Source organism: Wolbachia endosymbiont of Wiebesia pumilae (assembly GCF_017869285.1).
In the GTDB taxonomy this organism is placed as follows: Bacteria; Pseudomonadota; Alphaproteobacteria; order Rickettsiales; family Anaplasmataceae; genus Wolbachia; species Wolbachia pipientis.
The window spans coordinates 420,954-446,269 of sequence record NZ_CP054557.1 but is presented as its reverse complement, the minus strand read 5'-3'; the positions used below and the strand labels follow the sequence as shown (position 1 = coordinate 446,269).

The following is a 25,316-nucleotide window of genomic DNA, read 5'->3' as shown; positions in this document are numbered from 1 at the left end:
TTCTCATATTTTATCATACCATCACACTCTGGGACTGTACATCTAAGGAATATAGCAGAAAAATCACCAATAATAAAGTTAGCCTACGATGAATTAGACAGGTTTAGCTGGAATGAAAAAGATTTAGTAGCATATGAAGAAAGAATAATGGATCTGCGGAAAGAAGAAGCCATTCTTGAATACAAACTTGAGGAAGGTATAGAGAAAGGAAAAATCGAAGTTGCAAAAAATTTACTTAAAGCTGGTGTATCTGTTAATTTAATAGCTGAATCCACTGGCCTTTCTCAAGCTGAAATTGTACAGCTTAAGCAAGAAGTGGCCTAAGTATCACGTTTTTCAGGGCTTTTTTAGCTCGGCAGTGGTCTGAAAAGTCCATTTTTCACTTTATAAAATGTTTATATTTTACCACCTACTTTATTTGAATAAGTCCTTCTGCCACACTCTGAACGGATACTTGAATCAGGCTCAAGTTGACAAGTAGATGTTATCTTGTTATAATAAATATTTATTAATTTAATCTTAACTTAAGAGGGTATTTATGGTAGCAAGTGATAGTGTTTTAAAAAGGTATGCGTTAGCCTATATAAAGAAATTAGGTAATAATAATATTGAAGGGTTTCTACAGTATTGTAATAATACACCGAATTTAACTTGGAGCAAGGAGAATTTTAAAAATGTGTATGAAGAATTTACACATCCAAATTCAAGCAATAGGCACGATACAGGAAGCAGAAATGATCAATATAACGCAGGGAATAACGCACAACCTACAGGCTCTCAGATTACACATATACATGTACACAATAGAGGTTTAGACTTTTGGGATTATTTGCTATTACAATGCTGGATGGATTCTTTATTCGGTGGACGTGGTCACACTACGGTTAATAATATAACGAATATTAACAATGGTAATACCACTCATCAAGGGAGAAAAGAGAATAAAAAAGAATCAGAAGACAGTAGAAAGCTATTAGCTTTGGGTATAGTAGCTGCAGTTGTGTGTGTTGCTTTCCATGCTGGTATGTGTTTTTGGTATAACAGCAGCAGAAAAGTGGCTAGAAAAGAAGAAAAAATAGATTACCTGGATAGTAAATTTAAAACGTTCAGAAATATAGAATTTGCGGTTGGCGTTGTTTCTTTGGCAGCTTTGGTAGCTTGTGCTGTTTACCCAGTCTTACCAGTGTAGGGTTTAGCTATCCTTGGCGTTAATTCTCTCGTATGTTTTGCTGGTGGTTTAGCTTTTCATATGAAGCATGAGGAAGAATCAGAAAATATCGAGAAAGCTGAAAGAGCGGTAGATAGCTATCTTAAACAAGTGCATGGTTATGGAGATTCTTCTCGTGACGCACCACCTCCTTACTCTCCTCAATATCCTAATACTACTCCAAGCGCTCCTCCTTACTTTCCTTAAAGCGCTTCTCCTTCTTATAGTGAATTTAATAATCCTAATGTGGAACAGCAGTCTGGGAATTGTGAGTGGTTCATGCGTGGTAAAAATTAACAGTTTTATTTTTAGCCAAATTAATTGAATCAAGCTACAAAACCTGCTAAAGTTAACTTTGTGAAAGCACCCTTAGCTCAGTTGGATTAGAGCATTTGACTACGGATCAAAAGGTCGGGCGTTCAAGTCGCTCAGGGTGCACCACATTTTATAGGAAACAGAAGTCACACTTGAAATTAATATATGTAATACCTATCTTTCAAGGTTAAGCACTAAACTATTATATATGAGCAAAAAAGACTACTATGATCTGCTGGAAGTAGGCAGAAATGCCAGTATTGATGAGATAAAAAAAGCGTATAAAAAATTAGCATTAAAATATCATCCTGATAGAAATCCTGGCAATCAAGAAGCAGAGGAAAAGTTTAAAGAAGTAACAGCTGCATATGAAGTTCTGTCTGACTCTGAGAAAAGGGCAGGCTATGACCGTTATGGCCACGAAGGTGCTTCTGGTGGATTTCAAGGCTTTAGCTCTGCAGGAGATTTTAGCGACATATTCAATGACTTCTTTGGTGGAGGATTCGGTGGTGGTGCAAGTAGATCGAGAGCAAAAAGAAGTACAACAGGAGTATCTGGAGCAGACCTACGTTATGATCTTGAAATTACCTTAGAAGATGCATTTAAAGGAATACAAGCGCCTATACATTATGTGACAAATGTAAAATGTGATACATGCCAAGGCACAGGTGGCGAAGGAGCAATTAAACCAGTTCAGTGCCACACATGCCAGGGAAGCGGTAGGATTAGAACTCAACAAGGCTTTTTTACCATCGAAAGAACATGTACTACATGCTATGGGGAAGGAGAAATAATACAAAACAAATGTAAGAAATGTGGTGGAAGTGGACGTAGAAGAGATGAAGTAAATATATCCGTTTCAATTCCAAAAGGCATAGAAGAAGGAGCTAAGGTAAGGATAAGTGGTAAAGGAGAAGCTGGAACAAAAGGTGGAAAAAGTGGAGATTTATACGTATACGTGAAAATAATTTTCCATAAAATCTTTGCTAGAAATAAAGCAGATTTACACTGTAAAGTGCCTATAAGAATGACACTAGCAGTGCTTGGTGGTGAAATCGATATTCAATCAATTGATGGAGCTAAAATAAAAGTAAAGGTCCCTGAAGGCACTCAAACTGGTACCAAACTACGTTGTAGGGAAAAGGGTATGCCATATATGAACTCACATGCTCGTGGTGATTTATACGTACAGGTAATAGTTGAGACTTTAAATCCAAAAAATTTAACTAAAAAGCAAATTGAACTATTAAAAGCGCTTGAAGAAGAGGAAAATGCAAGTGTACAACAGCAATCTGAAGGGTTTTTTAGTAAAGTAAAAAAAAAATAAGAAATCTGCTAAATGACATAAAGGGGTAACTGTTTACGGGTTTTCATTTAATCCTGCAATTCTTTGACCTTATTAATGGAAAACTTAACAATAGTGTTATTATTAGCCAACAGAAACTTCTTAGTTCCTTAAAACTATGTAAAAGCAATAAATTTCTTTATTTAAGGTCGAAGTTTTGCTATTCTCAGGTTTTAATAATTTAAATTTAATGAATATAAACAAAAATGAGTTTTTATTTCTTCCGCTTGGGGGAGTAGGAAGAATCGGGATGAATGTTAGCCTATATCATTACCAAGGTAAGTGGATTATGATCGACCTTGGTGTTGGTTTTGCAGATGAAACTATGCCAGGTGTTGAGCTGCTCATTGCTGATATAGATTTTATTGCTCAAAGAAAAAAAGATTTACTTGGAATAATAATTACACATGCACATGAGGACCACTGCGGTGCAGTGCCCCACTTGTGGGAAGAGTTGCAGTGCTCCATATATACAACAAAGTTTACGGTTAATTTTCTTAAAGAGAAACTAAAAGAATTTCGATTGGAAGGTATAGTGCCTGTGAAAGAGGTAGACATAAATGGCAGCATAAATTTGGGTCCTTTTACCGTCGAGTTTATAAATGTAACTCATTCAATTCCTGAGGCAAATTCAATATTAATTAGCACTGAAATGGGTAGTGCACTCCATACCGGAGACTGGAAATTTGATCCAAAACCTGTTGTTGGATTAACTTCTAATATGGAGCGTCTAAAAGAAATTGGCGATAAAGGTGACCTGCTTGCAGCAATTTGCGATTCAACCAATATATTAAGCAAGCATCACCCTGAGTCAGAAGGTGAAATTTATAATAATATTTATAACATAATAAAGCGGTCTAAAAAATTAGTTGCTGTTTCGCTATTCGCTTCAAATGTGGCACGAATTGAAACGATAAGCCAAGCTGCAAAAGCACTAAATAGAAAAGTAGTTTTACTTGGTAGATCTTTATGGAGAATAGTGAAAGTTGCGCAAGATAGTGGTTATTTAACTGATTCTCCTCAGTTTCTTGAAGCAAAGGAAGCAGTAAATTTTCCAAGGGAAGAACTGGTGCTACTTTGCACAGGTTGTCAAGGTGAGCCACTGGCAGCTACCGCAAGACTTGCTGCTAAGAGTCATCAAGCATTTAAAATGCAGCAAGGTGATACCATGATCTTTTCGTCAAAAATCATTCCTGGAAATGAAACTCGTGCGCACAACATGCTCAATGCCTTTATTGAGATGGGGGTAGAAGTTATTACTGAAAAAACAGAGCATGTTCATGCTTCTGGGCATCCAACAAGAGAAGAGCTAAAGGAAATGTATTCTTTAATAAAACCGAAGATGTCTATTCCAGTTCACGGCGAATATATTCACACGCATGCACATGTAAAATTTGCTAAAGAGTGCGGTGTGGCAAAAGCAATAATGATTGCACCAGGTGATATTGTTAATTTGGAGAACGGAGAAAAGGTTGATTCAATTGATGTTGACTACTTTGGTATTGATGGTATGTTGCTACGTCATCCGGAGAGCAGTGTTATAAAAATGCGTAAAAGAATGAGAGATGCCGGAGTTATTGTGGTAACAGCAGTTGTAAACAAGAAAAATAAATTGCTTGCTAAACCAAAAGTATTTGTACCTGGTGTTTTTGAAGTGCTAGAAGATGCAGCTACCATACAGAAAATTGTCAAGAAAGTTGAGTCGTTGTTTAGTTTGCAGCCAACAAAAAAAATTAAAAATAAGATTGAAAGTTCAATATTGAGTATCTTAAAGGAATATTTACTAAAAAGGCCTATAATTGAGGTTCAGATAGAACAGGTATGAAATGAATGAAGCTATTCGTTCATCTGGTGTTATTTATTTCGTTATTTATTCCTTATTTTACAAAAGCTGCTTTATATGTTGATATAAAAAAAAGCAGTGTTGGTAACATTGGTCTTGTTGTATCTAAATGTACATGTAAAACAGCGTTGGAAAGCGAATTAAGCGAAAATATTGCAAAGGTAATAGGAACAAATTTATCTAATTGTGGCTTATTTAATGTAAAACGTGGCGCGGAAGCTGAATCTAAATCTTGGAAAAGCGATACTGTAGTCACAGTAAGTTTAAGCGAAATATCTGGTAGTGCATTAGAGCTATCATTTCGTTTATTTGACGCTTTTACAAAAAGAGAATTACTTACTCAGTCAGTTGTTTTTCCAGCAAAAGACTGGGGAAAAATTGGTCACCTCGTTTCGGATGTGATACATGATAGATTAATTGGTGAGAAAGGGCACTTCAACACAAAAATCACGTATATCGCTGAAGAAAAAGATAGCAACTACAAATCTGTGCGTAAAATTGCTGTGATGAATCAAGATGGAAGTAATATAAAATACTTAACAAATGGCGATAGATTTGTGTCAACACCGAGATTCTCACCAAATGGAAAGGGCATTGTTTATATCTCGTACGCAAATGGTAAAAGTTATATAATATTAAAAAATTTAAAAGATAACACTGAATCAATAATCAGCGCATTTGAAGGAGTTGTTTCTGCACCAAGATTTTCTCCCGATGGTAAATCTCTTTTAATTTCCCACTCATTGGGTGGTGAAACGAATATATTATCTTTGGATTTAAGTAGTAAACGAACAAAAAAAATTACTAAAGGTTCAGCTATAAGCACTTCTCCCTCTTTTTCTCCAGATCAAAAGTATATGGCTTTTAGTTCTGATATAAGTGGGAGTCAGCAACTGTACGTTATCGATTTTACTAACAAAAGTAAAAAACCTAAAAGAATTAGTTTTGGAAGTGGAAGATATGCTACGCCTGTTTGGTCGCCAAAAGGAGATCTGATAGCTTTTACAAAGATTCAGTCAGGAAAATTTTACATAGGAGTTATGAAGCCAGATGGCAAAGAAGAACGTCTGCTTTCAGAGGGGCATAAAATTGAATCCCCGGCATGGTTACCAAATGGTAGAGAAATCATTTTTACAAGAACAGAATCACCAAGCAACTCTAAACTATATTTAGTAGACTTAGTAAAGAAAAATCAAAAAATGGTTTCCACTCCCACAAATGCTTCTTTACCGGATTGGTCTTATTTTTGAAAGTAGATCTATTATAGATTTGATATGAGCCTTATTTTACTTTAATTGCTTATAACCTTTGGCACTACGAAATACCCATGCTCAGGTTTTGTATTGGACAATATCTCTTTTTTAATGTTTTGAGAATTTATAACATCATCGCGTACATGAATGTCCTTGTCTATGCTGCCATAACGCATAGGAGAAACACCTTCAGTATTAACTTGCAATAAAGTATCATGTATCCAATCCAGCATTGTCAGTTCTTTGGAGTAGTGATCAATCTCGTCATTTGATAACTTAATCCTTACAAGCTGTGCAATTTTAAGCATTTCTTCTTTGGTAATTGTTATTTTTCTCTTATTTGCAAATTCTATTAGTGAAGTAATAACGTCTTCTGTTGACTTAGCTGGCATCTTTACCTCCTTGGATAAAGTGAGTTAAAATATCTACGACCGAAACAACTTCTATTTTACCAGTTTTTTCAAATTTGTGAAGTATGGTATCCGTAATCACTAATTTATCTAAAGAAGAGGAAGAGATTTTCTCAACTGCACTTCCTGAAAGCACGCCATGTGTGATGCATGAAATTACGGACTTTGCTCCGTGGCCTTTTAAAGCAAGAGCTGCATTACACAATGTTCCACCAGAGTCAACTATATCATCAACAATGACACAATTTTTGTTTGCAACTTCTCCTATTATGTTCATTACTTGAGATGTGCCTGCTTTCTCCCTATATTTATCTACTACAATAATCTTATCACTTAACCCTATCTTGTACTTTTCCTCTAAAGTCTTTGCAAAAGCACGTGCTCTACCAATTGCTCCAACATCAGGTGCAACAATTGCCAAATTTTCCGTGTGTATAGAGTCAACAAATGCTTCAAAGCAGTTCAAATTAGTTATCGGTACATCAAAGAATCCTTCAATTTGACTTGAGTGCAAATCAATAACTGCAACGCTACTTGCACCTGCAGTTTGAATAAGATTTGCAACTAATTTGGCACTTAAAGCAGACTGCACATTATTGTTCTTGATAATTCTATCTTGCCTGCTATATCCATAATAAGGGATAATTACTACTATCCTTTTGGCTCCTAATCTATTTACTGCATCAATTATAAGCAGAAGCTCCATAAGATTATCATTCACAGGGGGAGAAAGAGATTGTATTATATATACTTCTTGATTATATAGATCATTTGCTACTTCTACATTTACCTCACCATCGGTAAACTTTGATATCCAAGCAGAGGATGGTTGAACATCTAGCCGGTTAACTACTGATTCCCCTAATTCCTTACTAGCATTACCTATTATTATCTTCATAACGCACTAATTGAGTTTTTAAGATTATACAGAAATTGTGAAATAATTGAAATGTAAGTGTCTTTATCTAGCATTCTTGTCGGTGAATTAGATACCTCTTGTACAATGACCTGTCATTTTCACGCGTTGTTTCAATATACAGACCCAAATTGAAACAACTATACAAAATCCTGCTTATGTTTCAAGATAAATGACTTTAATGAAATATAATTTATCTAGTCATTTGTATCTGCTAACATACTACACTTCCCATTGTAGAGCCTCTGCAACTTACTGAAATTTATAATCGCTTTATAAAAAGCTTTATACTCTTTGCTTAATTGGAGGCGCTACCTCTGCACTTTCTGCTCTGTCTAGGGTACTACTTGGTTTTTCTGCAGTAATTTTTTGAATGCTACCATCTACCTTATTCTTGATATCTGCTCCATATGATCTTAATACTTCAATAGCTTTCTCGTTTCCACTATTCAGCGCAATATCCAAAGCATCCATTCCATCATTATTTTTGTGGTTGATAAAATTCTCTAACTCAAAGATTTTTATATATTGCTCAATGATGAATTCTACCACTTTTCCAGGGCAATTATTAGCGGCAGGAAAGAGTACTGCATTGTTATTATTGTCTTTCTTTGTTACATCTGCTTTGAGCTTGTCTATCAAATACTTGATAATTTCTATTCTGCTATCATCTTCTGCTTCAGTGCACTGCCTAGCAGCTAAAAACAGAGCTGTTCGCCCATTATTGTCCACATCTTCAATATCTTGTCCCTTATCAATTAAGGCTTGTATTATATTTTTGTTCCCATATAAAGCAGCAAAGTGAAGAGGAGTATACCCTTCGGTACTTTCTCTTTCATTAATCAATGCACCATGGCTAGCTAGTAATTCTATAAATTCTGGCGTATTTGCAAAAACTGCAAAGTGCATTGGTGTTAGATCATCTTTACCATGATTTTGAGTTTTTGCATTAACGTTTGCTCCATTTTTTATCAGCAATTTTGCTATTTCTAATTGTTTGCGTCCCATGGCAATATGCAGTGGCGTACGATTGCGTTCATAATGATCATTGACGTTTGTGCCACATTTTATTAGTAGTTCTGCAGCTTCAATATTACCTTCCTGAATTGCAACGTATAAGGAAGCATATCCATCTTTTGTTTCCTCTGTCATACGAAATTGCAAACATGTTAGTTCATATATTATTAAGGATTATTATTAAGTTTTTATTAATACAATATTAATGTAGCGGGATGACGAGCTTATCGTCATCCCGCCGCGAACCGTCATACCACTGCGAACCGTCATACCGCCGCGGTATCTCTAGATCCCGCTAACAAGCAGCGGGATGACGGTTTTTCAAATTATCGTAAGTCAGTTTAGCTATAGCTACAAGTTTCATTCTTCCCTTACAAATAACTTTACTGCGTCCTTTTTTCGGATTCAGAATTAGCAAGAAACGTTCTTGTAAGGTGGTCTACTAAAATTTTGCTTTATAAAACAATGTCTGAACTATGCAATTAATACATTATCAACACAACTGATTCATAAAAGCAAATATTATAACCACGAAGAGAGAAAATGTTATGCTTAGTTTAATAAGAAAGACCTTGAGAAAAAAAATGACTCATCAGAACCTGTCTTGAAAGGAACTAAGCAGCTAATTTAGCAAGCATAATAGTAATCATATTAAAGGAGATATTAGTTTTTGAAGTAAGAGGAGAATGCTCATAATCCTTGCTCATACGTCTAAAATTGGAAAGCCAAGCAAAAGTTCTTTCAACAATCCACCGTTTAGGAATAACTTGAAATCCTACAGCATCAGCTGCTTTTTTAGTAATCGTCAATAAACATCCTGTTTTCAATAAACAGTAATTTTGCAATTTACCAATATATCCCTGATCAGCGAGAAACCTTTGTAGCGTTGAAGCTTTTCGTTTAGCTTGAGTAAAAAGATTTAGAGCACCATCACGATCTTGAATGCCTGCACTATGAACATCAGCTGTAATAATTAGGCCTATTGTATCCACAATGATGTGACGTTTTCTACCCTTTATTTTCTTGCCAGCATCATATCCTCTGGATCCCCTTTTTGAGTGGTTTTCACTGATTGACTGTCAATTATTCCTACCGAAGGTATTTCATTTTTGCCAACCATTTTTCTTACCTTTTTTACTAACATATCGTGTATTTCTTCCAATTTGCCACTATTACGCCACCTGAGAAAATAATCATACACCGTTTTCCATGGCGGAAAATCTTTTGGCAGCATTCTCCACTGGCAACCACCTTTCATTATGTATCTTATTGCATTAATAATTGTTCTAATATTGTGCTTTCTTGGCCGTCCTACTGCACCTTGTGCAACACTTGGCTCCAAAATTTCCCATTCTTTGTCACTTATATCACTTGGATACATTTTTACCTACTATTTTTTACTTATCTCATCATATTCTCTTTCTCATTTCTTTTCAAGACAGGCTCTCAGGTAAACGATTCGAAATTGAAAGAGAAAGATGAAAAAAGTATTTTAAAATTAGCATCAAAAATAGAAGGCAAAAAAAGTAGCATTGCTGAGATGTACAGTCCCAGAGTGTGATGGTATGATAAAATATGAGAAAAAAAATACCATCAAAGGAGGAGTTATGGGACAAATATTGCATGGGTGCGCCAAAACAACACAGACGATTCGTAGAGCAATACAAAATAGAAAAGAGAGCATAGCAAAACTCTCCAAGCATTATAACCTTAATCCAAAAACTATTATTAAGTGGAGAAAACGTTCATTTACGAAAGATGCTGATATGGGTCCAAAGCGTCCAAGATCGACTGTTTTAACGCTAGAAGAGGAAGCTATAATAGTTACATTTCGCAAGTATACACTACTGCCACTAGATGATTGCCTTTACGCTCTGCAGTCTACAATTCCGCATTTGACTCGCTCTAGCTTGCATCGTTGTTTACAAAGACACAACATTAGCAGATTACCAACTGTTGATGGAGAAGTTAAGTCAAAAAAGAAATTCAAACAATATCCTATCGGTTACTTTCATATTGATATTGCTGAAGTTAGAACTGAGGAGGGCAAATTACATTTGTTTGTTGCTATTGATAGGACATCCAAATTTACCTATGTTGAGTTGCGTAACAGTGCTACAAAACCCATAGCTGCTGAGTTCTTACGTAATTTGATTAGAATTTTACCGTATAAAATCCATACTATTTTGACAGATAACGGTATACAATTTACAAACCAGAAGCGTCATAAGTATGCTTTCCAACATATATTTGATAGAGTTTGCGAAGGGAATGTTATTGAACATCGTTTGACAAAAGTTAGCCATCCTTGGACGAATGGGCAAGTCGAGCGTATGAATAAAACTTTAAAGGATGCTACAGTTAAGAAGTATTACTATCAATCGCACCAGCAACTTAAAGAACACCTTTATAACTTTGTTATGGCTTATAATTATGCAAAGAGACTCAAAACTCTTAAGGGTCTTACTCCTTATGAATTTATATGTTATCAGTGGACACAGTCTCCAGAATTATTTATACTAAATCCACACCATCACACTCTGGGACCATACATAGCTTCAGTTTCATGATAAGGGGGCTGGCGGAGTTTGTCAAGGAAGTTTTTCGTTTCTGTGAACCACCTGCTAACCGACAGCTAACATTAACTACCGATATCGTATCTGAAGAAGCCCCCTGGCCATTCTAAAAAATTTAATGCTGAGTACACCTTACTTTTGGCTTCCTCTATAGTGCTCCCTTCTGCTACTATATTTAGCACTCTTCCGCCATCGGAAACTAAGTTACCACTTTCATCGAATTTAGTACCAGCATGAAACACCAACACACCAGGAATGCTTTCAATCTTATCTAATCCTTTAATTACTTCTCCCTTTTGATAATCACCCGGATAGCCTTTACTTGCAACAACTACACAAACTGTAGATTTGTTGTTAAGTTCCACCATTTTGACATTTAACTTTCCTTCTGCAACTGACAACATCAATTTTAACAAATCGCAATTTGAATCAAATCTAGGTAATATAGATTGCGTTTCTGGATCACCGAATCTAACGTTATACTCGAGAAGTTTTGGGCTATCTTTGCAAATCATTAAACCAGCAAAGAGTACTCCTTTATAAGACGTACCCATGTTAACCAATGCTTGAGCTGTAGGGTATATTATTTTTTGGATAATTTTTTGCTCCATGTCCTTACTTATAATTGAAGGTGATGAGTACGACCCCATACCTCCAGTATTTTGGCTTTCATTACTTTCATCAACTCTCTTATAATCTTTTGCACACCCAAGAGTTACTACTTTCAACCCATCAATAAGAGCAAAAAAACTTACTTCTTCTCCAATTAAAAATTCTTCTATGATTATTTCTTCACCTGATTCACCAAATTTTTTCTCCACTAGCATTGAATCTATTGCTGAAAAAGCTTCGCTTTCTGTATTACATATAACCACCCCTTTTCCTGCTGCAATTCCATTTGCTTTCACTACAAGTGGAAACTTTATTTTATTGCTACGTACAAAATCTTTAGCTAACCCTTCATCAACAAAACACTCGTACTTGGCAGTTGGTATACCATATCGTTTACATAGTCCCTTGGTGAAAGACTTCGATCCCTCAAGTTTTGCAGTTGCTTGACTTGGAGCAAAAACATTTATTCCCTCTGCAACTAAATCATCAGCAAGCCCATCAATTATTGGTTGTTCTGGACCAATAACAACCAACTCTATATTTTCTCTCTTGCAAAATTGTGTAACATCCACTGAATTTTGAATATTTACATCCACAAGAGCCCCAAGATCTTTCATAGCTTGGCGACCAGGAGTTACATATAACTCAGTCAAGATAGGAGATTTTTTTAGAGCCCAAAGTAGAGCGTGCTCACGCCCACCAGAACCTATAACCAGAACCTTCATCTTTATTTCCTCGCTTTTCTATATGTCAAAATTATTATTTGCTTATAACAGTATCATTACTCATGTATTTTTGCAACACGTTTGGTATTGCAATCGACCCGTCAGAATTTTGATAATTCTCCATTATGGCAATAATCGTTCTTCCTATAGCTAAAGCTGAGCCGTTTAAAGTGTGAATATATTTTTTCATCTTTTTATCAGTTTCTGAAGAGTATTTAGCGTTCATCCTTCTTGCTTGAAATGCACCACAATTTGAGCAGCTTGATATTTCTCTATATTTATTTTGCCCAGGTAACCATACCTCTATGTCATAAGTCCTTTGTGCAGCAAAACCCATATCGCCACTGCAAAGCAGCATTACTCTGTATGGCAATTCTAATTTTTTTAATATCTCTTCAGCAACACTCGTCATACGCTCAAGCTCATCATTTGATTGGTCTTCAGTTGTGATGCTTACCAACTCCACTTTACCAAATTGGTGTTGCCTTATCATGCCCCTGGTATCGCGACCTGCACTACCTGCTTCTTTACGAAAGCACTCCGAATATGCAGTAAAGCGAATAGGCAGTTCTTTTTCTTCCATTATTTTGTCAGCAACTAAATTTGTTAAAAACACTTCACTTGTGGGAATCAACCTCAATTCGTCGGTAGTTAAATACGAATCGTCAGAAAATTTCGGTAGCTGACCAACATTATACATAGCTTCGTTTTTCACCAAAGCCGGGTGGTACACCTCAGTATAGCCAAATTCATTAACATGCATTTCAAGCATACAATTTATTAGCGCTCGTCCAAGCTTAGCTAACTGTCCTTTTAATATCGTAAATCTTGATCCGGAAATTCTCGCCGCTTGTTCGAAGTCCATTAAACCTAATTTTTCTCCGAGTTCATAATGAGATTCTGGTACAAAATCAAACTGTCTTTTTCCTCCATATCTTCTCACCTCTAAATTAGAGTTCTCATCTGCGCCTATTGGCACATCTTGCGCAGGAATATTCGGCAAGTTAGATAAAACATTCACTAACTTATCCTTTTCTGCTTGTTCTTTTAAGCTGATTGCCTCTATCTCATTTGTGATGCTTTTTGACAACTCTATTTGCTCTTCACAGGGGCTCTTGCTCATTTTAAGCTTTTTTATTTCCTCTGTGATTTCATTGCGCTGCCTATTCAAATCCTGCAGTTTAGTGGTTAATGATCTTTTCTCGTGATCGATTTCTAATATCTCTTCCGCAGTAGATTCTCTAATTCCCCTGCTTTTCATTGCCTTTTCAAATCCTTCAGGGTTTCTGCGTATATATTCTATATCGTGCATATATTGTGCTATTACTAACATTGTTACTGTACTCCAAAAGCTCTTAATATTCAATATATTCTCATACTACTAAAATTATTATGGTTGATTTTTTTGTTAGAATTTGTTTAAATTTAATTAACTTAGCGTTCATAGGGTGTAGTATGTTGGGCATTACAAAAAATAATCAGAAAGAGAGCACTTACTTTGCTGGTGAGGAATTCGTTATCTACGCTACTTGTGTATGCCTAGCAGCCACATTCGCTGCTGGCTGTTTAGGGGCGGTAATAGGATCCCCTCTATTGACCTTTCCACTTGCTATACTCATCTCTAACCCCGTAGTTTGGGTTTTAATGGGAACAATTCTTACAGTAGCATACAAAATGGTTGTTGAACCTTTATTTTACTTAGCGAAGGGTTATATTAATGGAAAAAGAGCAAGTCAAGGTGAGCAAAAAACTCCAGATGAGGATAGTGGTATTTTTCCTGGACCAGATAATGAAGATGGGTCAACTGTTTCAGAGAACAGTAGTCGCAGAAGTTCTATTGCTTCAAAAGATAGTGGTTTGGGTGGTAAAGAGTTTCATGAAAATTTGGACACTCTTGTGCATCAGACAAACAGAGGAAATTATGCTTACTGGTTATGTGATGATGACATTACACATATTGCAAGAGTTGTGTATGGGTACTCACAAAGTGAACATAGTAATAATAATGTCTATTTTCTTGCTCCTAGCTATTCTAATGGTTGGGACGAACTCACAAAAGAATTTCTTCAGAATTATAGAGGTGAATTAAAACAAAATTCTAAATTGATATTTACTTCGGTTCTTCATATTAACAACAATCATTGGGTAACTTTGGTTATTAAACCTGATGCAGGTGATAAAAAATTTAGAGCTTATTACTGTGACTCATTTGGTAATCAATTGCCAGATAATGTGCTAAATATTGTTAAAAGAGAACTGCAAAAAGAGGAATGGGTATTAGACATAAGAATTTCCCCAACTAAGCAGCAAAGTGACGGGTATAACTGTGGAATATTTGCGTTAGAAAATGCTCATAAAATTACACAAATGCTTAACGAAGACAAATCATTTGACGAAATTGACAAAAAGTTATCAGAATATAAATTTGATTTGAATGAGAAAAGAGAAGAATTTACAAGAGCGCTTATGGAAGATGAGAAATGTAAGGAAGATCTAAGAAATCGTAAGCGTCCGCCAAGGACGAAAACATCTCAGTCTTCTATTTCAAGGGAGAATGCAAGTTTGTATTGCATTATGTAATCAATGAAAAATTACCATTGACCTTATGCCCCTCCAAATAGGAAATTTGACAATTGATTCTCCAGTTATTTTAGCTCCAATGTCTGGAGTGACTGATTATCCGTTTAGAAGTATTGTGAAGAAACTTGGTGCAAGTTTGTTAGTTTCAGAGATGATCGCAAGCAGAGCTATGATTATGCAAACTCGCCAGAGTTTGCAAAAAGCAAAAGTCGATGCATTAACTGCTGTGCAGCTTGCTGGGTGTGAGCCAGATGTTATGGCGGAGGCTGCAAAATTAAACGAGGACATGGGAGCAAAAATTATAGACATAAACTTTGGTTGCCCTGTTAAAAAAGTTGTAAACGGTTATGCAGGATCAGCGCTAATGCGTGATGAGAAAAAAGCCGCTGAGATAATTGAAGCTGTGGTCAAAGCAGTGAATATGCCAGTTACGGTGAAAATGCGCACTGGATGGAACGATGAAAATCGCAATGCCCCGAGACTTGCGAAAATTGCCGAAGACTTAGGAGCAAAAATGATCACTGTGCATGGAAGAACAAGAGCGCAGCTTTATAATGGTCAAGCAGATTGGAAATTCGTTAGAAATGTTAAAGAGCAAGTGAAAATTCCAGTTATAGTAAATGGCGATATTAAAAATTTAAATGATATTCAGAATGCTCTCAAAGAATCTGGAGCAGACGGAGTGATGATAGGTCGTGGTGCCTACGGTAAACCTTGGCTGATTAATCAAGCAATGAACTTTCTCAGTGGAAGTGAAACTTCTGAGCCAACAGCTTCAGAGAGATTAAGCATCATACTCGAGCATTACGACAATATTCTTGAGTACTATGGAAATGACACAGGAATAAAGATGGCCCGCAAACACATAGGTTGGTACAGTAGCGGGCTTCAAGGCTCATCTGAATTTCGTGTGAGAGTAAATAACATGACAGATAGCACAGAAGTGAAAGAAAATATTATTGGCTTTTTTGGTCAAGAGACACACTAGCTGTACTCAATTCGACTGATCGTATGCCACTACGCTCTCTTCCTCACCAGAGTGTAAATGACAACCATTATCCATCAACCATTCCTCGTCATAAGTTTCAATATCAAAATATTTTTCATATTTATCCACATTATCACAAAGTGAAAGTGCTCTGATCTTATTCATAATCAAACCTGTACCAGCAGGAATTAATCTTCCTACTATAACATTTTCTTTTAATCCACTTAAAGGATCACTCTTCCCGCAGAATGCTGCTTCTGTAAGTACTTTTGTTGTCTCTTGGAAAGAGGCAGCAGAAATAAAGGAGCTAGTTTCAAGACTTGCCCTAGTAATCCCCTGCAGAATAGGAAGATAATGAGTAGGCCGTTTGCCAGAGTTACTCATAGCATCATTTTTCCTATCAACTTCCAGCTTGTCAATGCTTTCGCCAACCAAGTACATAGTATCACCAGGATCAGTAATTTCCACTTTTTGTAGCATTTGTTTTAAGATCACCTCTAAATGCTTATTGTCTATACGAACACCCTGCAATCTATAAACTTGCTGTATTTCAGAAATCATATAGTGCGCTAAAGCTTCTAACCCAAGCACACGTAAAATATCATGGAGATCAGGGTCACCATCCATCAATAGATCACCTTTACGTACAAAATCACCTTCATTGACTATTACATGCTTACTTCTTGATACCAAATATTCAACTGGAGAAATTTGTTCATCTACAGGTTTAATTAATATACTGCGTTTTCCTCTACGGTCTTTTTCAGAAAACGCTACATAGCCATCTATCTCACTAACAATAGCATGCTCTTTAGGACGACGTGCTTCAAATAACTCTATAACCCTCGGTAAACCACCAGTAATATCACGAGTTTTAACTGACTCTCTTGGTGTTCTTGTAATAACATCACCTGCATGAACCTTCTGGCCATCTTGTACATTGAGCACTGCACCGATTGGTATAAAATAACATGCTTCAACGCCACTTGCGAGTGTCATTACTTTACCATTATCGTCAAGCAGCACAATACGAGGACGTAAATTAGCTCCACCAGAATGCAATTTCCAGTCTTTTACTACTTTGCTTGATATTCCTGTAGATTCATCCATCACTTCAGTGATCGAAATTCCATCTTTTAATTCCTGATAAGACACTGTACCAGTCTTCTCCGTGATAATAGGCAATGTATAAGGATCCCATTCCGCAACTTTATCGCCAATTTTTACTGACCCACTCTCATCTACACAAAGCTTAGCGCCGTAAGGTACACTGTGCTTCAACTTCTCACTACCAAGGCTATCAATCAACACGACTTCACAGGAACGGCTTATCACAATTTTATTTCCGTTTCTATCTATAATTATATTACTATTGTTTAACTTTATTTTAGCATTAATAGAAGCTATAATATTCGAGGATTCAACGCCTCTAGTCATTACTCCACCTATATGAAAAGTACGCATCGTTAACTGAGTACCTGGCTCTCCAACAGATTGAGCAGCTATAACACCAACTGCTTCACCTATTGAAACAATTTTACCAGTTGCAAGGTCTCTTCCATAACATAAAGAACATACACCAGGACTTATTTCACAAGTTAAAGGCGATCTAATTTTTACAACATCAAGACCTGCAATGCTGATTTGCTTTACTTTATCCTCATCAATTAATTCCCCTGCTTTTACTAATAATTCTTTTGTCACTGGGTTATATATATCATTTGCAGCTGTTCTACCCAGCACAACACTCTCTAGAGATGCAACTATAGTACTTCCTTCAACTGTAGCTCTCACAACAAGACCATTTTTTGTTTTACAGTCATGCTTTGTAACTATGCAATTTTGAGATACATCAACTAAACGACGAGTTAAGTATCCAGAGTTTGCAGTTTTAAGTGCAGTGTCAGCTAAACCTTTACGCGCACCGTGAGTAGAATTAAAGTATTCAAATACGTTCAATCCTTCACGGAAATTAGAAATTATAGGTGTTTCTATAATCTCACCAGAAGGTTTGGTCATGAGCCCTCGCATTCCTGCTAGCTGTTTCATCTGTGAAGTAGAACCCCTTGCACCAGAGTTAACCATCATATACACTGAGTTGTACTTACTATTTCCATCATATATAGATATTGCTTTTAACATATCATTAGCTATCATATCCGTACACTTAGACCATTCATCTATAACCTTGTTATACCTCTCACTTCTAGTTATTAGCCCATCTTGATATTGCATAGAGAATTTCTTAATTTCACCCCTCGCGTGATCAACATGTGTAGCTTTAGTTTCAGGTATAACCATATCACAACGACCAAAAGAGACACCAGAAAATGTGGCATACTCAAAGCCAAGTACCATTAATTTATCAGAAAATGCCACTGTAGCACTTTGACCACAGTTACGATATACCAAATCAACTATACCAGTTATTTCCTTGACTGTTAATATCTGATTTATTAGATCGAAGCCTAGATTCTCATGCTTAGGAAAAATTTGCCATAATATTAAACGGCCAGGAGTTGTACAAACAGTTTTATAGTGAGTTTCACCGCTGCTATTAATATACTCCATCCTATACTTTATACTAGAATGAATATGTAAAGTACCATCACTCAAGGAATGCTCAACTTCACAAAAAGCACCAAAAGATGGTAAATTATCTTCCTTAGGTTCTTGTAAAGTCAGATAATATATACCAAGTACTATATCTTTACTAGGAACTATAATCGGTCTGCCATTAGAAGGACTTAAAACGTTATTAGTGGACATCATCAACACCCTAGCTTCAAGCTGAGCTTCCAATGAAATTGGCACATGCACTGCCATTTGATCACCATCAAAATCAGCATTAAACGCCGTACAGACAAGCGGATGAAGCTGTATTGCTTTGCCTTCAATAAGGATTGGCTCAAAAGCCTGAATACCAAGTCTATGTAGCGTAGGCGCTCTATTCAACAAAACAGGATGCTCTTTTATTACCTCTTCAAGCATATCCCAAACTTCTGGTTTTTCTGCTCTTATCAACTTACTAGCAAACTTAATAGTTGGAGCCATACCATACATCTTAAGCTTTGAGTAAACAAAAGGTTTGAATAGTTCAAGAGCCATTCTTTTTGGTAATCCACACTGATTTAGTTTCAAAGTTGGACCAACAACTATTACAGAACGTCCAGAGTAGTCTACCCTTTTTCCTAAGAGGTTCTGGCGAAAACGACCCTGTTTTCCTTTTAACATATCACTAATGGACTTTTTATATCCAACAGCACCAGCTTTATTTACCAAAGTATTACGACGACTATTATCAAAAAGAGAATCAACTGCTTCTTGTAACATCCTTTTTTCATTACGAATCATAATCTCAGGAGGATTTAAGCTCAACAATTTCCTCAACCTGTTATTTCTATTAATAATAGTCCTATAATGATGATTCAGATCAGAAACTGCAGGACGACCACTCTCAAGCGATACCAAAGGACGCAAATCAGGTGGTAAAATAGGTATAGTTGTAAGTATCATCCACTCAGGCCTATTTCCAGATTTAATGAAGTTTTCAACAATACGCAATCTCTTTATAATTTTCTTTCTTCTTATCTCAGAAGCAACAGATTCTAATTCTAGTCTTAAATCCTTCCTAATTTCATGTAAATCAAGGCGCGTTAGCAACTCTCTTATAGCTTCAACACCTTGCATAGCTACAAAACTATCGATCCCATAGCTATCTTTAGCTTCATTATAAGCTTTTTCACTAATAATCTCACCTTTTTCAAAAGGCGAAACAAGAGGATCTATTACGATATAATTATCGCTATATAAAATATTCTCAATATCTCTGAGAGACATATCCAATAATGCTCCAATTCTTGAAGGAAGCGATTTCAAAAACCATATATGAGCAACAGGAGATGCAAGCTCTATATGACCCATCCTTTCTCTTCTTACTTTAGAAGATGTAACTTCTACTCCGCATTTTTCGCATATGCGACCTCTGTGTCTTCTTTTTTTGTATTTTCCACATAAACATTCATCGTCATTGACAGGGCCAAAAACCTTAGGGCAAAATAATCCACCTTTCTCAACTTTGAACGTACGATAATTTGCAGTTGAAACATCTTCTATCTCACCACAAGATATACGCTTAATACTTTCAGGGCTAGCAATCGATATGCTAACCTCATTAAAAGGTTGTGCAATGTTAGTGTGAGATATATCTTCAATCACTACATCATTTTGCTTTAAATCTACATTTAAACATAAAGAACGTAGTTCTTTTATCATCACATTAAAGGATTCAGGAATTCCACATTCAAAATTACTGTCACCTTTTATTATCGATTCATAAATCTTAACTCTACCATTAATATCATCAGACTTCACAGTTAACATTTCCTGCAAAGTATAAGCAGCACCATAGGCTTGTAATGCCCAACATTCCATTTCACCAAAACGCTGACCACCAAAATGAGATTTTCCTCCAAGAGGTTGTTGAGTAACCAAACTATAAGGCCCTACTGAACGCGCATGAATTTTACCATCAACCAAGTGGTGCAACTTAAGCATGTACATGTAACCAACTGTAACCTTGCGGTCGAATTTTTCACCACTGCAACCGTCATATAATACAGCTTGTCCAGAGTTATCTAAACCAGCAAGTTCAAATAATTTTGCTATTTGTTCATCTTTTGGACCCTCAAATACAGGTGCAGCAACAGGAACGCCATCACGTAATTTGCGTGCAAATTCAATGAGATTATTATCACTAATATTACGAATATCATTACAGATAGATACGTTACTGCCATAGCTATAAACCTCAATCAGGAAGTTACGTAAATTGCTGTATGAACTTTTACAAGAGTTCAAATAGTTCTCTACTAACTCATTCAACTCGTCATTTAGTGCATTCTTATTAGGTGTATTTAAAACAGAAGCCGTTATTTCATCATCATCAATATTTTCAATTTTTTTATTATCAAGGTATGCTACTGCAAATTGTGTAAAATTATCATCGTTAAGGGACCTAATTCCCTTGCAAAAAGCACTTTTGATCTTATTGATCTCATCGAGAATATTACTTACCTTTTCCCCTAATTTTCTACAAGCCCAACCTACATGCGTTTCCAGTATTTGCCCTACATTCATTCGTGAAGGAACACCAAGAGGGTTAAGAATAATATCAACAGGAGTACCATCTTCCAAATAAGGCATATCTTCCACTGGCACAACTCGAGAAATCACACCTTTATTTCCATGTCTACCAGCCATTTTATCCCCTGGTTGCAGACTATGTTTCACAGCAATGAAAACTTTTACTGACATCGACACACCTTGAGGCAGGTCATAACCTTCATGTAATTTTTCTACTTTTCGCTTAAACTGTGCTATTGCATGTGATACTTTTTCATCAAAATCTTTTTTTAAGCTCTTAACTTGCTCAGAAATGGATTGGTTTTTTAATCCTATACCCCACCATTGCTCACGTTCAATAGAGTCAAATTTTTCTCGATCTTGAGAACCAGAATTAATAAGAAGTTTCTTCAGTTCATCATAGAAATATTCACTAGTAACATTGATTATATAATCTCGCTCTTCCTCAAAGTCATTTATCTCTTTTTGTTTGATGAGTAATGCCCTTTCATTTTCTTCAACCCCCCTGCGTGTAAAGACTTGTACATCAATTACTGTCCCTTCAACATCTGGAGATGTATATAAAGAGGAATCCGCACAATCGAATGACTTTTCACCAAAAATTGTCATTAATAACTTCGTTTCAGGAGGCAATGAAAGAGAAGGTTTAGGTGTAACTTTACCTACCAGAATATAGCCTGGACCAACTCTTGTACCAATTTTCACTATACCACTATCATCCAAGTGATATAGATTTTCTTCATTAACACCAGGTATAGCACGAGTTATTTTTTCTGATCCTAAAGGGGTATCATGTACAACACAGTCAAATTCTTCTATATGAATAGAAGTAAAGAGATCTTTTTTAACAACTTCACTAGAAATAATAATAGAGTCTTCAAAATTATAACCTTGCCAAGACATAAAAGCGACTAGCAAATTTTTACCAAGCGCCAACTCACCACTGTTAATTGCAGGACCATCAGCTATTACATCACCCTTTTTAACATAATCACCTACGCACACTAGCGGTCTTTGATTAATACAAGTATTATGGTTAGAACGCTGAAATTTCCTTAGATGATAAATATCTACGTCCAAGTAGTTAACCCTTTCTTTATCAAAAGCACGTATAACTATAGAGTTACTATCAGAACTATCAACTATGCCATCGCGTTTTGCTAAAACTACAGCACCAGAGCCAGAAGCTACAAAAGACTCCATACCAGTAGCAACCAGAGGAGCGGTAGGCTTCAATAAAGGTACGGCCTGACGTTGCATATTTGAGCCCATTAATGCTCTATTAGCATCATCATTTTCTAAAAATGGAATCAAGGAAGCTGCAACTGATATTACCTGCTTAGGAGATACGTCAATGTAACTAACTTGGTCGCTACTTACCATGACGAAGCTACCAGCATATCTACAGTATAGCATGTCATCAACAAAGCAATTATTTTCATCAAGCTTTACGCTAGTGTCAGCTATATGATGTGAGCCTTCGTCTATAGCAGAAAGATACTCAATTTGATCAGTAACAACCCTATTGACTACTTTTCTATAAGGGCTTTCAATGAAACCATATTTATTAATACGCGCGTATATAGCTAAGCTGTTGATTAACCCTATATTTTGCCCTTCAGGAGTCTCAATAGGGCAAATTCTTCCATAATGAGTTGGATGAACATCACGCACCTCAAATCCTGCCCGTTCTCTTGTTAAACCGCCAGGACCTAACGCGGATAACCTTCTTTTATGTGTTATTTCAGATAACGGATTAGTCTGATCCATAAATTGAGATAATTGAGAAGAATTGAAGAAATCTCTTAAGACATTAGTTAACACTTTTGGATTAATAAAATCAGATGGAGAAACTTTATCTAAACTAGAAGTGGACATAGAATCAACTATTGCGCGTTCCAATTTCAACAACCCAGTTCTAAATTGATTTTCTATAAACTCTCCAACTGATCTTACTCTTCTGTTTCCTAAATGATCAATATCATCTACAGATCCTTGACCGTCACGTAACAATACTATTTTTTTCACAATTTCAATAATATCTTCATGCGTTAAAACAGTTAAATCCTCATCATAATTTAATCCAAGGTAAGAGTTAAGCTTCAACCTACCAATGTTAGACAAATCATAATATTCCGGACTGAAGAAAAGATTACGGAAAAACTCTTCTACTATCTCTAAAACAGGAACTTCACCAGGACGCAAAACTCTATATATTTCATATAGTGCATCCTGATAAGACATGTTTTCATCTAAGAAAAGCGTATTTAATATATAAGGTCCAACAAACAAATTATCTATGTTCAACACTGATATTTCATCTACAGATAATAACTCAAGCTTCTTTATGTCTTCCAGCTTTATAGATTCACCAGCAGATAAAATTTTCGTAGAGCTAGCACTATCCATTAAATCTTCTGCGAGGAATAAACCACATATAGAATTAAACGGAACCAGATACTCTTTCAATTCATTATCATATAGCTTTTTAGCTAGTCTTGAGGTAATACGAACGTTAGCTTTAAGCAGCACATTACCTTCAATATCCATTAAGTCGAAAGGCAGCCTCACTCCTTTAAATTTATCAGGAACAAAAGGCACTTTCCAACCATCTTTATGTTTTACATACTTTATTTTCTCATAAAATCTATCGAGTATATCATTATTTGATAGACCCAACGCCTTTAATAAAACTGAAATTGGCAATTTTCTTTTTCTATCAACACGAAAATACAAATGGTCTTTAACATCAAATTCAATATCAAGCCAAGAACCCCTATAAGGAATAATTCTAGCAGAATAGATCAATTTACCAGAATTGTAAGTTTTTCCCTTATCGCTATCAAAAAATACACCAGGAGACCTATGCATTTGTGAGACGATAACTTTTTCCACACCATTAATGATGAAAGTGCCCTTATCAGTCATCATAGGCAACCCACAAAAGTGGACTTTCTGCTCTTCTATAGATTTTACAACGGTTGCAAGTTTAGAATGATCTCCACTCTCTTTAATCGATTTATATTCATCAAGAGAAATACCATCCTGCATAACAACAAGACGTATAGAAGCAATAACCTGAGCAGAAAAAGTTACACCACGCTTTATACACTCAGATTCATCATACTTAGGATCATCTACCCTACAACTTATAAACTCAATAGTAGCCCTACGCAAAGGATCATTTATTGGAAAGATTGTATGAAAGATAACTTCAAGTCTTTCATTACCCTTATTCTTAGGAGTAAAAGAATCATATGATTCTTTTTGAACCTTAACCAAATCCAATAAAGAATCTTTTAAATCAATCGACCTAGAATAAGAAACTCTAGGAACAAAAGCACCAGAAGCGTACATATAAGAAGAATCAACCATTAAAATACCCCAAACTAATTAAAAGAGCTATATCAATATAAAATTAATACATTAAATATTATTCAAGCTCCACTTTAGTTGCTCCTGCTTCAATAAGTTTTTGCTTGATTTTTTCTGCTTCGTCTTTAGGAACATTAGCAGTCAAATCTTTAGGTAAAGATTCAACCAACTCTTTTGCTTCTTTTAAACCCAATGTAGAATTAACCTCTCTCACAGCTTTAATAACTCCTATTTTTTTACTCGCATCAATTTCTTTAATCACAACTTTATACTCAGCTTTTTCTTGAGCAGCAGGAGCAGCAGCATTATCACCAATAGGAGCCCCAGCACCAACAGCTCCACCAAGAAAAGAACCAGCAGGCAACCCTATTTTCTCTTCTAAAACTTTTACAAGTTCAGAAGCCTCTAATAGGTTTAAAGATAATATTTTATCAACCAAATCACTTGTTACATTACTCATAATTACCACCTTACTTAACAACAAATTTATTTTTTAGAACTATAATAATCCAAAACTCTCATAAGCCTCATAGAAGATGAATTAATAGACAACGCTAACCGAGCAGGAATATCATAAGATATTAAACGCATAATTTTAACACGCAATTCATCCAGAGAAGGCAACTTAGCCAGTTTATTAACATCTTCCACTGTTAACAATTCATTTAAATGAGCTGCGCAAATCACAGACATTTTTTCTTTGTTAGCATTAGTAAAATCAACTATTAATTTTGCAGCTTCTACTATGCCACTAGAGTATATAATAGCAACAGGACCGGAAAATTTGCCTGATAAATAAGAGAATTTACCAGTCCTTTCCAAAGCCAAGCGCGCTAGAGTGTTTTTAACTACTAATACCCCACCTGCTATAGACTTCAGAGTATTCCTCAGAGTTAATGAATCATTAGCATTTATAGATTTAAAATTTACTAATATCAAGAAATCATTATTTACAAATACGTTTATTGTGCTCTGTATAAATTCATCCTTATCTTTACGCTTCACGGTA

Annotated in this window: 16 protein-coding genes, 1 tRNA gene and 1 pseudogene; 9 read left to right on the top strand and 9 right to left on the bottom strand. The window is 35.8% G+C overall.

Annotated elements, in window-relative coordinates; genetic code table 11:
* Nucleotides 1-42: 42 nt before the first annotated feature.
* The 6 genes and pseudogenes from HUB92_RS02285 to HUB92_RS02260 all read left to right on the top strand — a co-directional run.
* Nucleotides 43-324, top strand: a pseudogene (locus HUB92_RS02285) (Rpn/YhgA-type helix-turn-helix domain-containing protein); the annotation flags it as partial.
* A gap of 214 nt (nt 325-538) precedes the next feature.
* Nucleotides 539-1,189: a hypothetical protein gene (locus HUB92_RS02280; RefSeq protein ID WP_244663101.1), complete on the top strand. Its 651-nt coding sequence runs from the start codon at nt 539-541 to the stop codon at nt 1,187-1,189.
* Between the two features lie 381 nt (nt 1,190-1,570).
* Nucleotides 1,571-1,648 (top strand) — tRNA-Arg (locus tag HUB92_RS02275).
* Nucleotides 1,649-1,730: 82 nt separating this feature from the next.
* Nucleotides 1,731-2,849, top strand: coding sequence for a molecular chaperone DnaJ (gene dnaJ, locus HUB92_RS02270; protein WP_012673045.1), 1,119 nt, complete (start codon nt 1,731-1,733; stop codon nt 2,847-2,849).
* 208 nt (nt 2,850-3,057) lie between these two features.
* Nucleotides 3,058-4,692, top strand: a complete 1,635-nt coding sequence (locus HUB92_RS02265; protein WP_012673044.1) for a ribonuclease J — start codon at nt 3,058-3,060, stop codon at nt 4,690-4,692.
* A 5-nt stretch (nt 4,693-4,697) separates the two neighbouring features.
* Complete coding sequence (locus HUB92_RS02260; protein WP_209473168.1) at nt 4,698-5,960, top strand: beta-propeller domain-containing protein; 1,263 nt, start codon at nt 4,698-4,700, stop codon at nt 5,958-5,960.
* Between the two features lie 41 nt (nt 5,961-6,001).
* On the opposite strand, the gene gatC is transcribed toward HUB92_RS02260, so the two are convergent.
* The 4 genes from gatC to HUB92_RS02240 all read right to left on the bottom strand — a co-directional run bounded on the left by gatC (nt 6,002) and on the right by HUB92_RS02240 (nt 9,687).
* Nucleotides 6,002-6,355, bottom strand: a complete 354-nt coding sequence (gatC, locus tag HUB92_RS02255) for an Asp-tRNA(Asn)/Glu-tRNA(Gln) amidotransferase subunit GatC (RefSeq protein WP_010962323.1) — start codon at nt 6,353-6,355, stop codon at nt 6,002-6,004.
* Entirely contained in the window at nt 6,345-7,271 is a 927-nt protein-coding gene (locus tag HUB92_RS02250) for a ribose-phosphate diphosphokinase (RefSeq protein ID WP_209473167.1), read from the bottom strand. Before HUB92_RS02250 ends, gatC begins: the two co-directional genes overlap by 11 nt.
* 303 nt (nt 7,272-7,574) lie before the next feature.
* A complete protein-coding gene (locus HUB92_RS02245; protein WP_209473165.1) occupies nt 7,575-8,441 on the bottom strand; it encodes an ankyrin repeat domain-containing protein in 867 nt (288 codons plus the stop codon).
* Between the two features lie 479 nt (nt 8,442-8,920).
* Nucleotides 8,921-9,687 (bottom strand): IS5 family transposase gene (locus HUB92_RS02240; RefSeq protein ID WP_410543339.1). Its coding sequence is split into 2 segments (ribosomal slippage): nt 8,921-9,360 and nt 9,360-9,687, totalling 768 coding nucleotides; the frame shifts between segments, so codons are not numbered across the junction.
* A 226-nt stretch (nt 9,688-9,913) separates the two neighbouring features.
* On the opposite strand from HUB92_RS02240, the gene HUB92_RS02235 reads away from it, so the two are divergent.
* Nucleotides 9,914-10,876, top strand: coding sequence for an IS481 family transposase (locus tag HUB92_RS02235; protein WP_209473163.1), 963 nt, complete (start codon nt 9,914-9,916; stop codon nt 10,874-10,876).
* A 71-nt stretch (nt 10,877-10,947) separates the two neighbouring features.
* On the opposite strand, the gene purD is transcribed toward HUB92_RS02235, so the two are convergent.
* Nucleotides 10,948-12,219 carry a phosphoribosylamine--glycine ligase gene (purD, locus tag HUB92_RS02230; protein ID WP_209473161.1) on the bottom strand — a complete coding sequence of 424 codons (1,272 nt, stop codon included), beginning with the start codon at nt 12,217-12,219 and terminating at the stop codon, nt 10,948-10,950.
* Nucleotides 12,220-12,253: 34 nt separating this feature from the next.
* A complete protein-coding gene (serS, locus tag HUB92_RS02225; RefSeq protein ID WP_209473348.1) occupies nt 12,254-13,531 on the bottom strand; it encodes a serine--tRNA ligase in 1,278 nt (425 codons plus the stop codon).
* Nucleotides 13,532-13,674: 143 nt separating this feature from the next.
* Here serS and HUB92_RS02220 point away from each other — a divergent pair, with 143 nt between their 5' ends.
* Together HUB92_RS02220 and dusB are read left to right on the top strand one after the other, a co-directional pair.
* Complete coding sequence (locus HUB92_RS02220; protein ID WP_209473159.1) at nt 13,675-14,799, top strand: Ulp1 family isopeptidase; 1,125 nt, start codon at nt 13,675-13,677, stop codon at nt 14,797-14,799.
* Nucleotides 14,800-14,824: 25 nt separating this feature from the next.
* Nucleotides 14,825-15,787, top strand: a complete 963-nt coding sequence (gene dusB / locus HUB92_RS02215) for a tRNA dihydrouridine synthase DusB (protein ID WP_010962313.1) — start codon at nt 14,825-14,827, stop codon at nt 15,785-15,787.
* Between the two features lie 6 nt (nt 15,788-15,793).
* Here the strand turns inward: dusB and HUB92_RS02210 are convergent, their stop codons facing one another.
* Genes HUB92_RS02210 through rplJ form a run of 3 tightly spaced genes read right to left on the bottom strand, consistent with a single transcriptional unit; the run spans nt 15,794 to nt 25,312 of the window.
* Nucleotides 15,794-24,307 carry a DNA-directed RNA polymerase subunit beta/beta' gene (locus HUB92_RS02210; RefSeq protein ID WP_209473157.1) on the bottom strand — a complete coding sequence of 2,838 codons (8,514 nt, stop codon included), beginning with the start codon at nt 24,305-24,307 and terminating at the stop codon, nt 15,794-15,796.
* Nucleotides 24,308-24,365: 58 nt separating this feature from the next.
* Nucleotides 24,366-24,767 carry a 50S ribosomal protein L7/L12 gene (gene rplL, locus HUB92_RS02205; protein WP_007551887.1) on the bottom strand — a complete coding sequence of 134 codons (402 nt, stop codon included), beginning with the start codon at nt 24,765-24,767 and terminating at the stop codon, nt 24,366-24,368.
* A gap of 26 nt (nt 24,768-24,793) precedes the next feature.
* Nucleotides 24,794-25,312: a 50S ribosomal protein L10 gene (rplJ, locus tag HUB92_RS02200; RefSeq protein WP_209473155.1), complete on the bottom strand. Its 519-nt coding sequence runs from the start codon at nt 25,310-25,312 to the stop codon at nt 24,794-24,796.
* Nucleotides 25,313-25,316 lie beyond the last annotated feature (4 nt).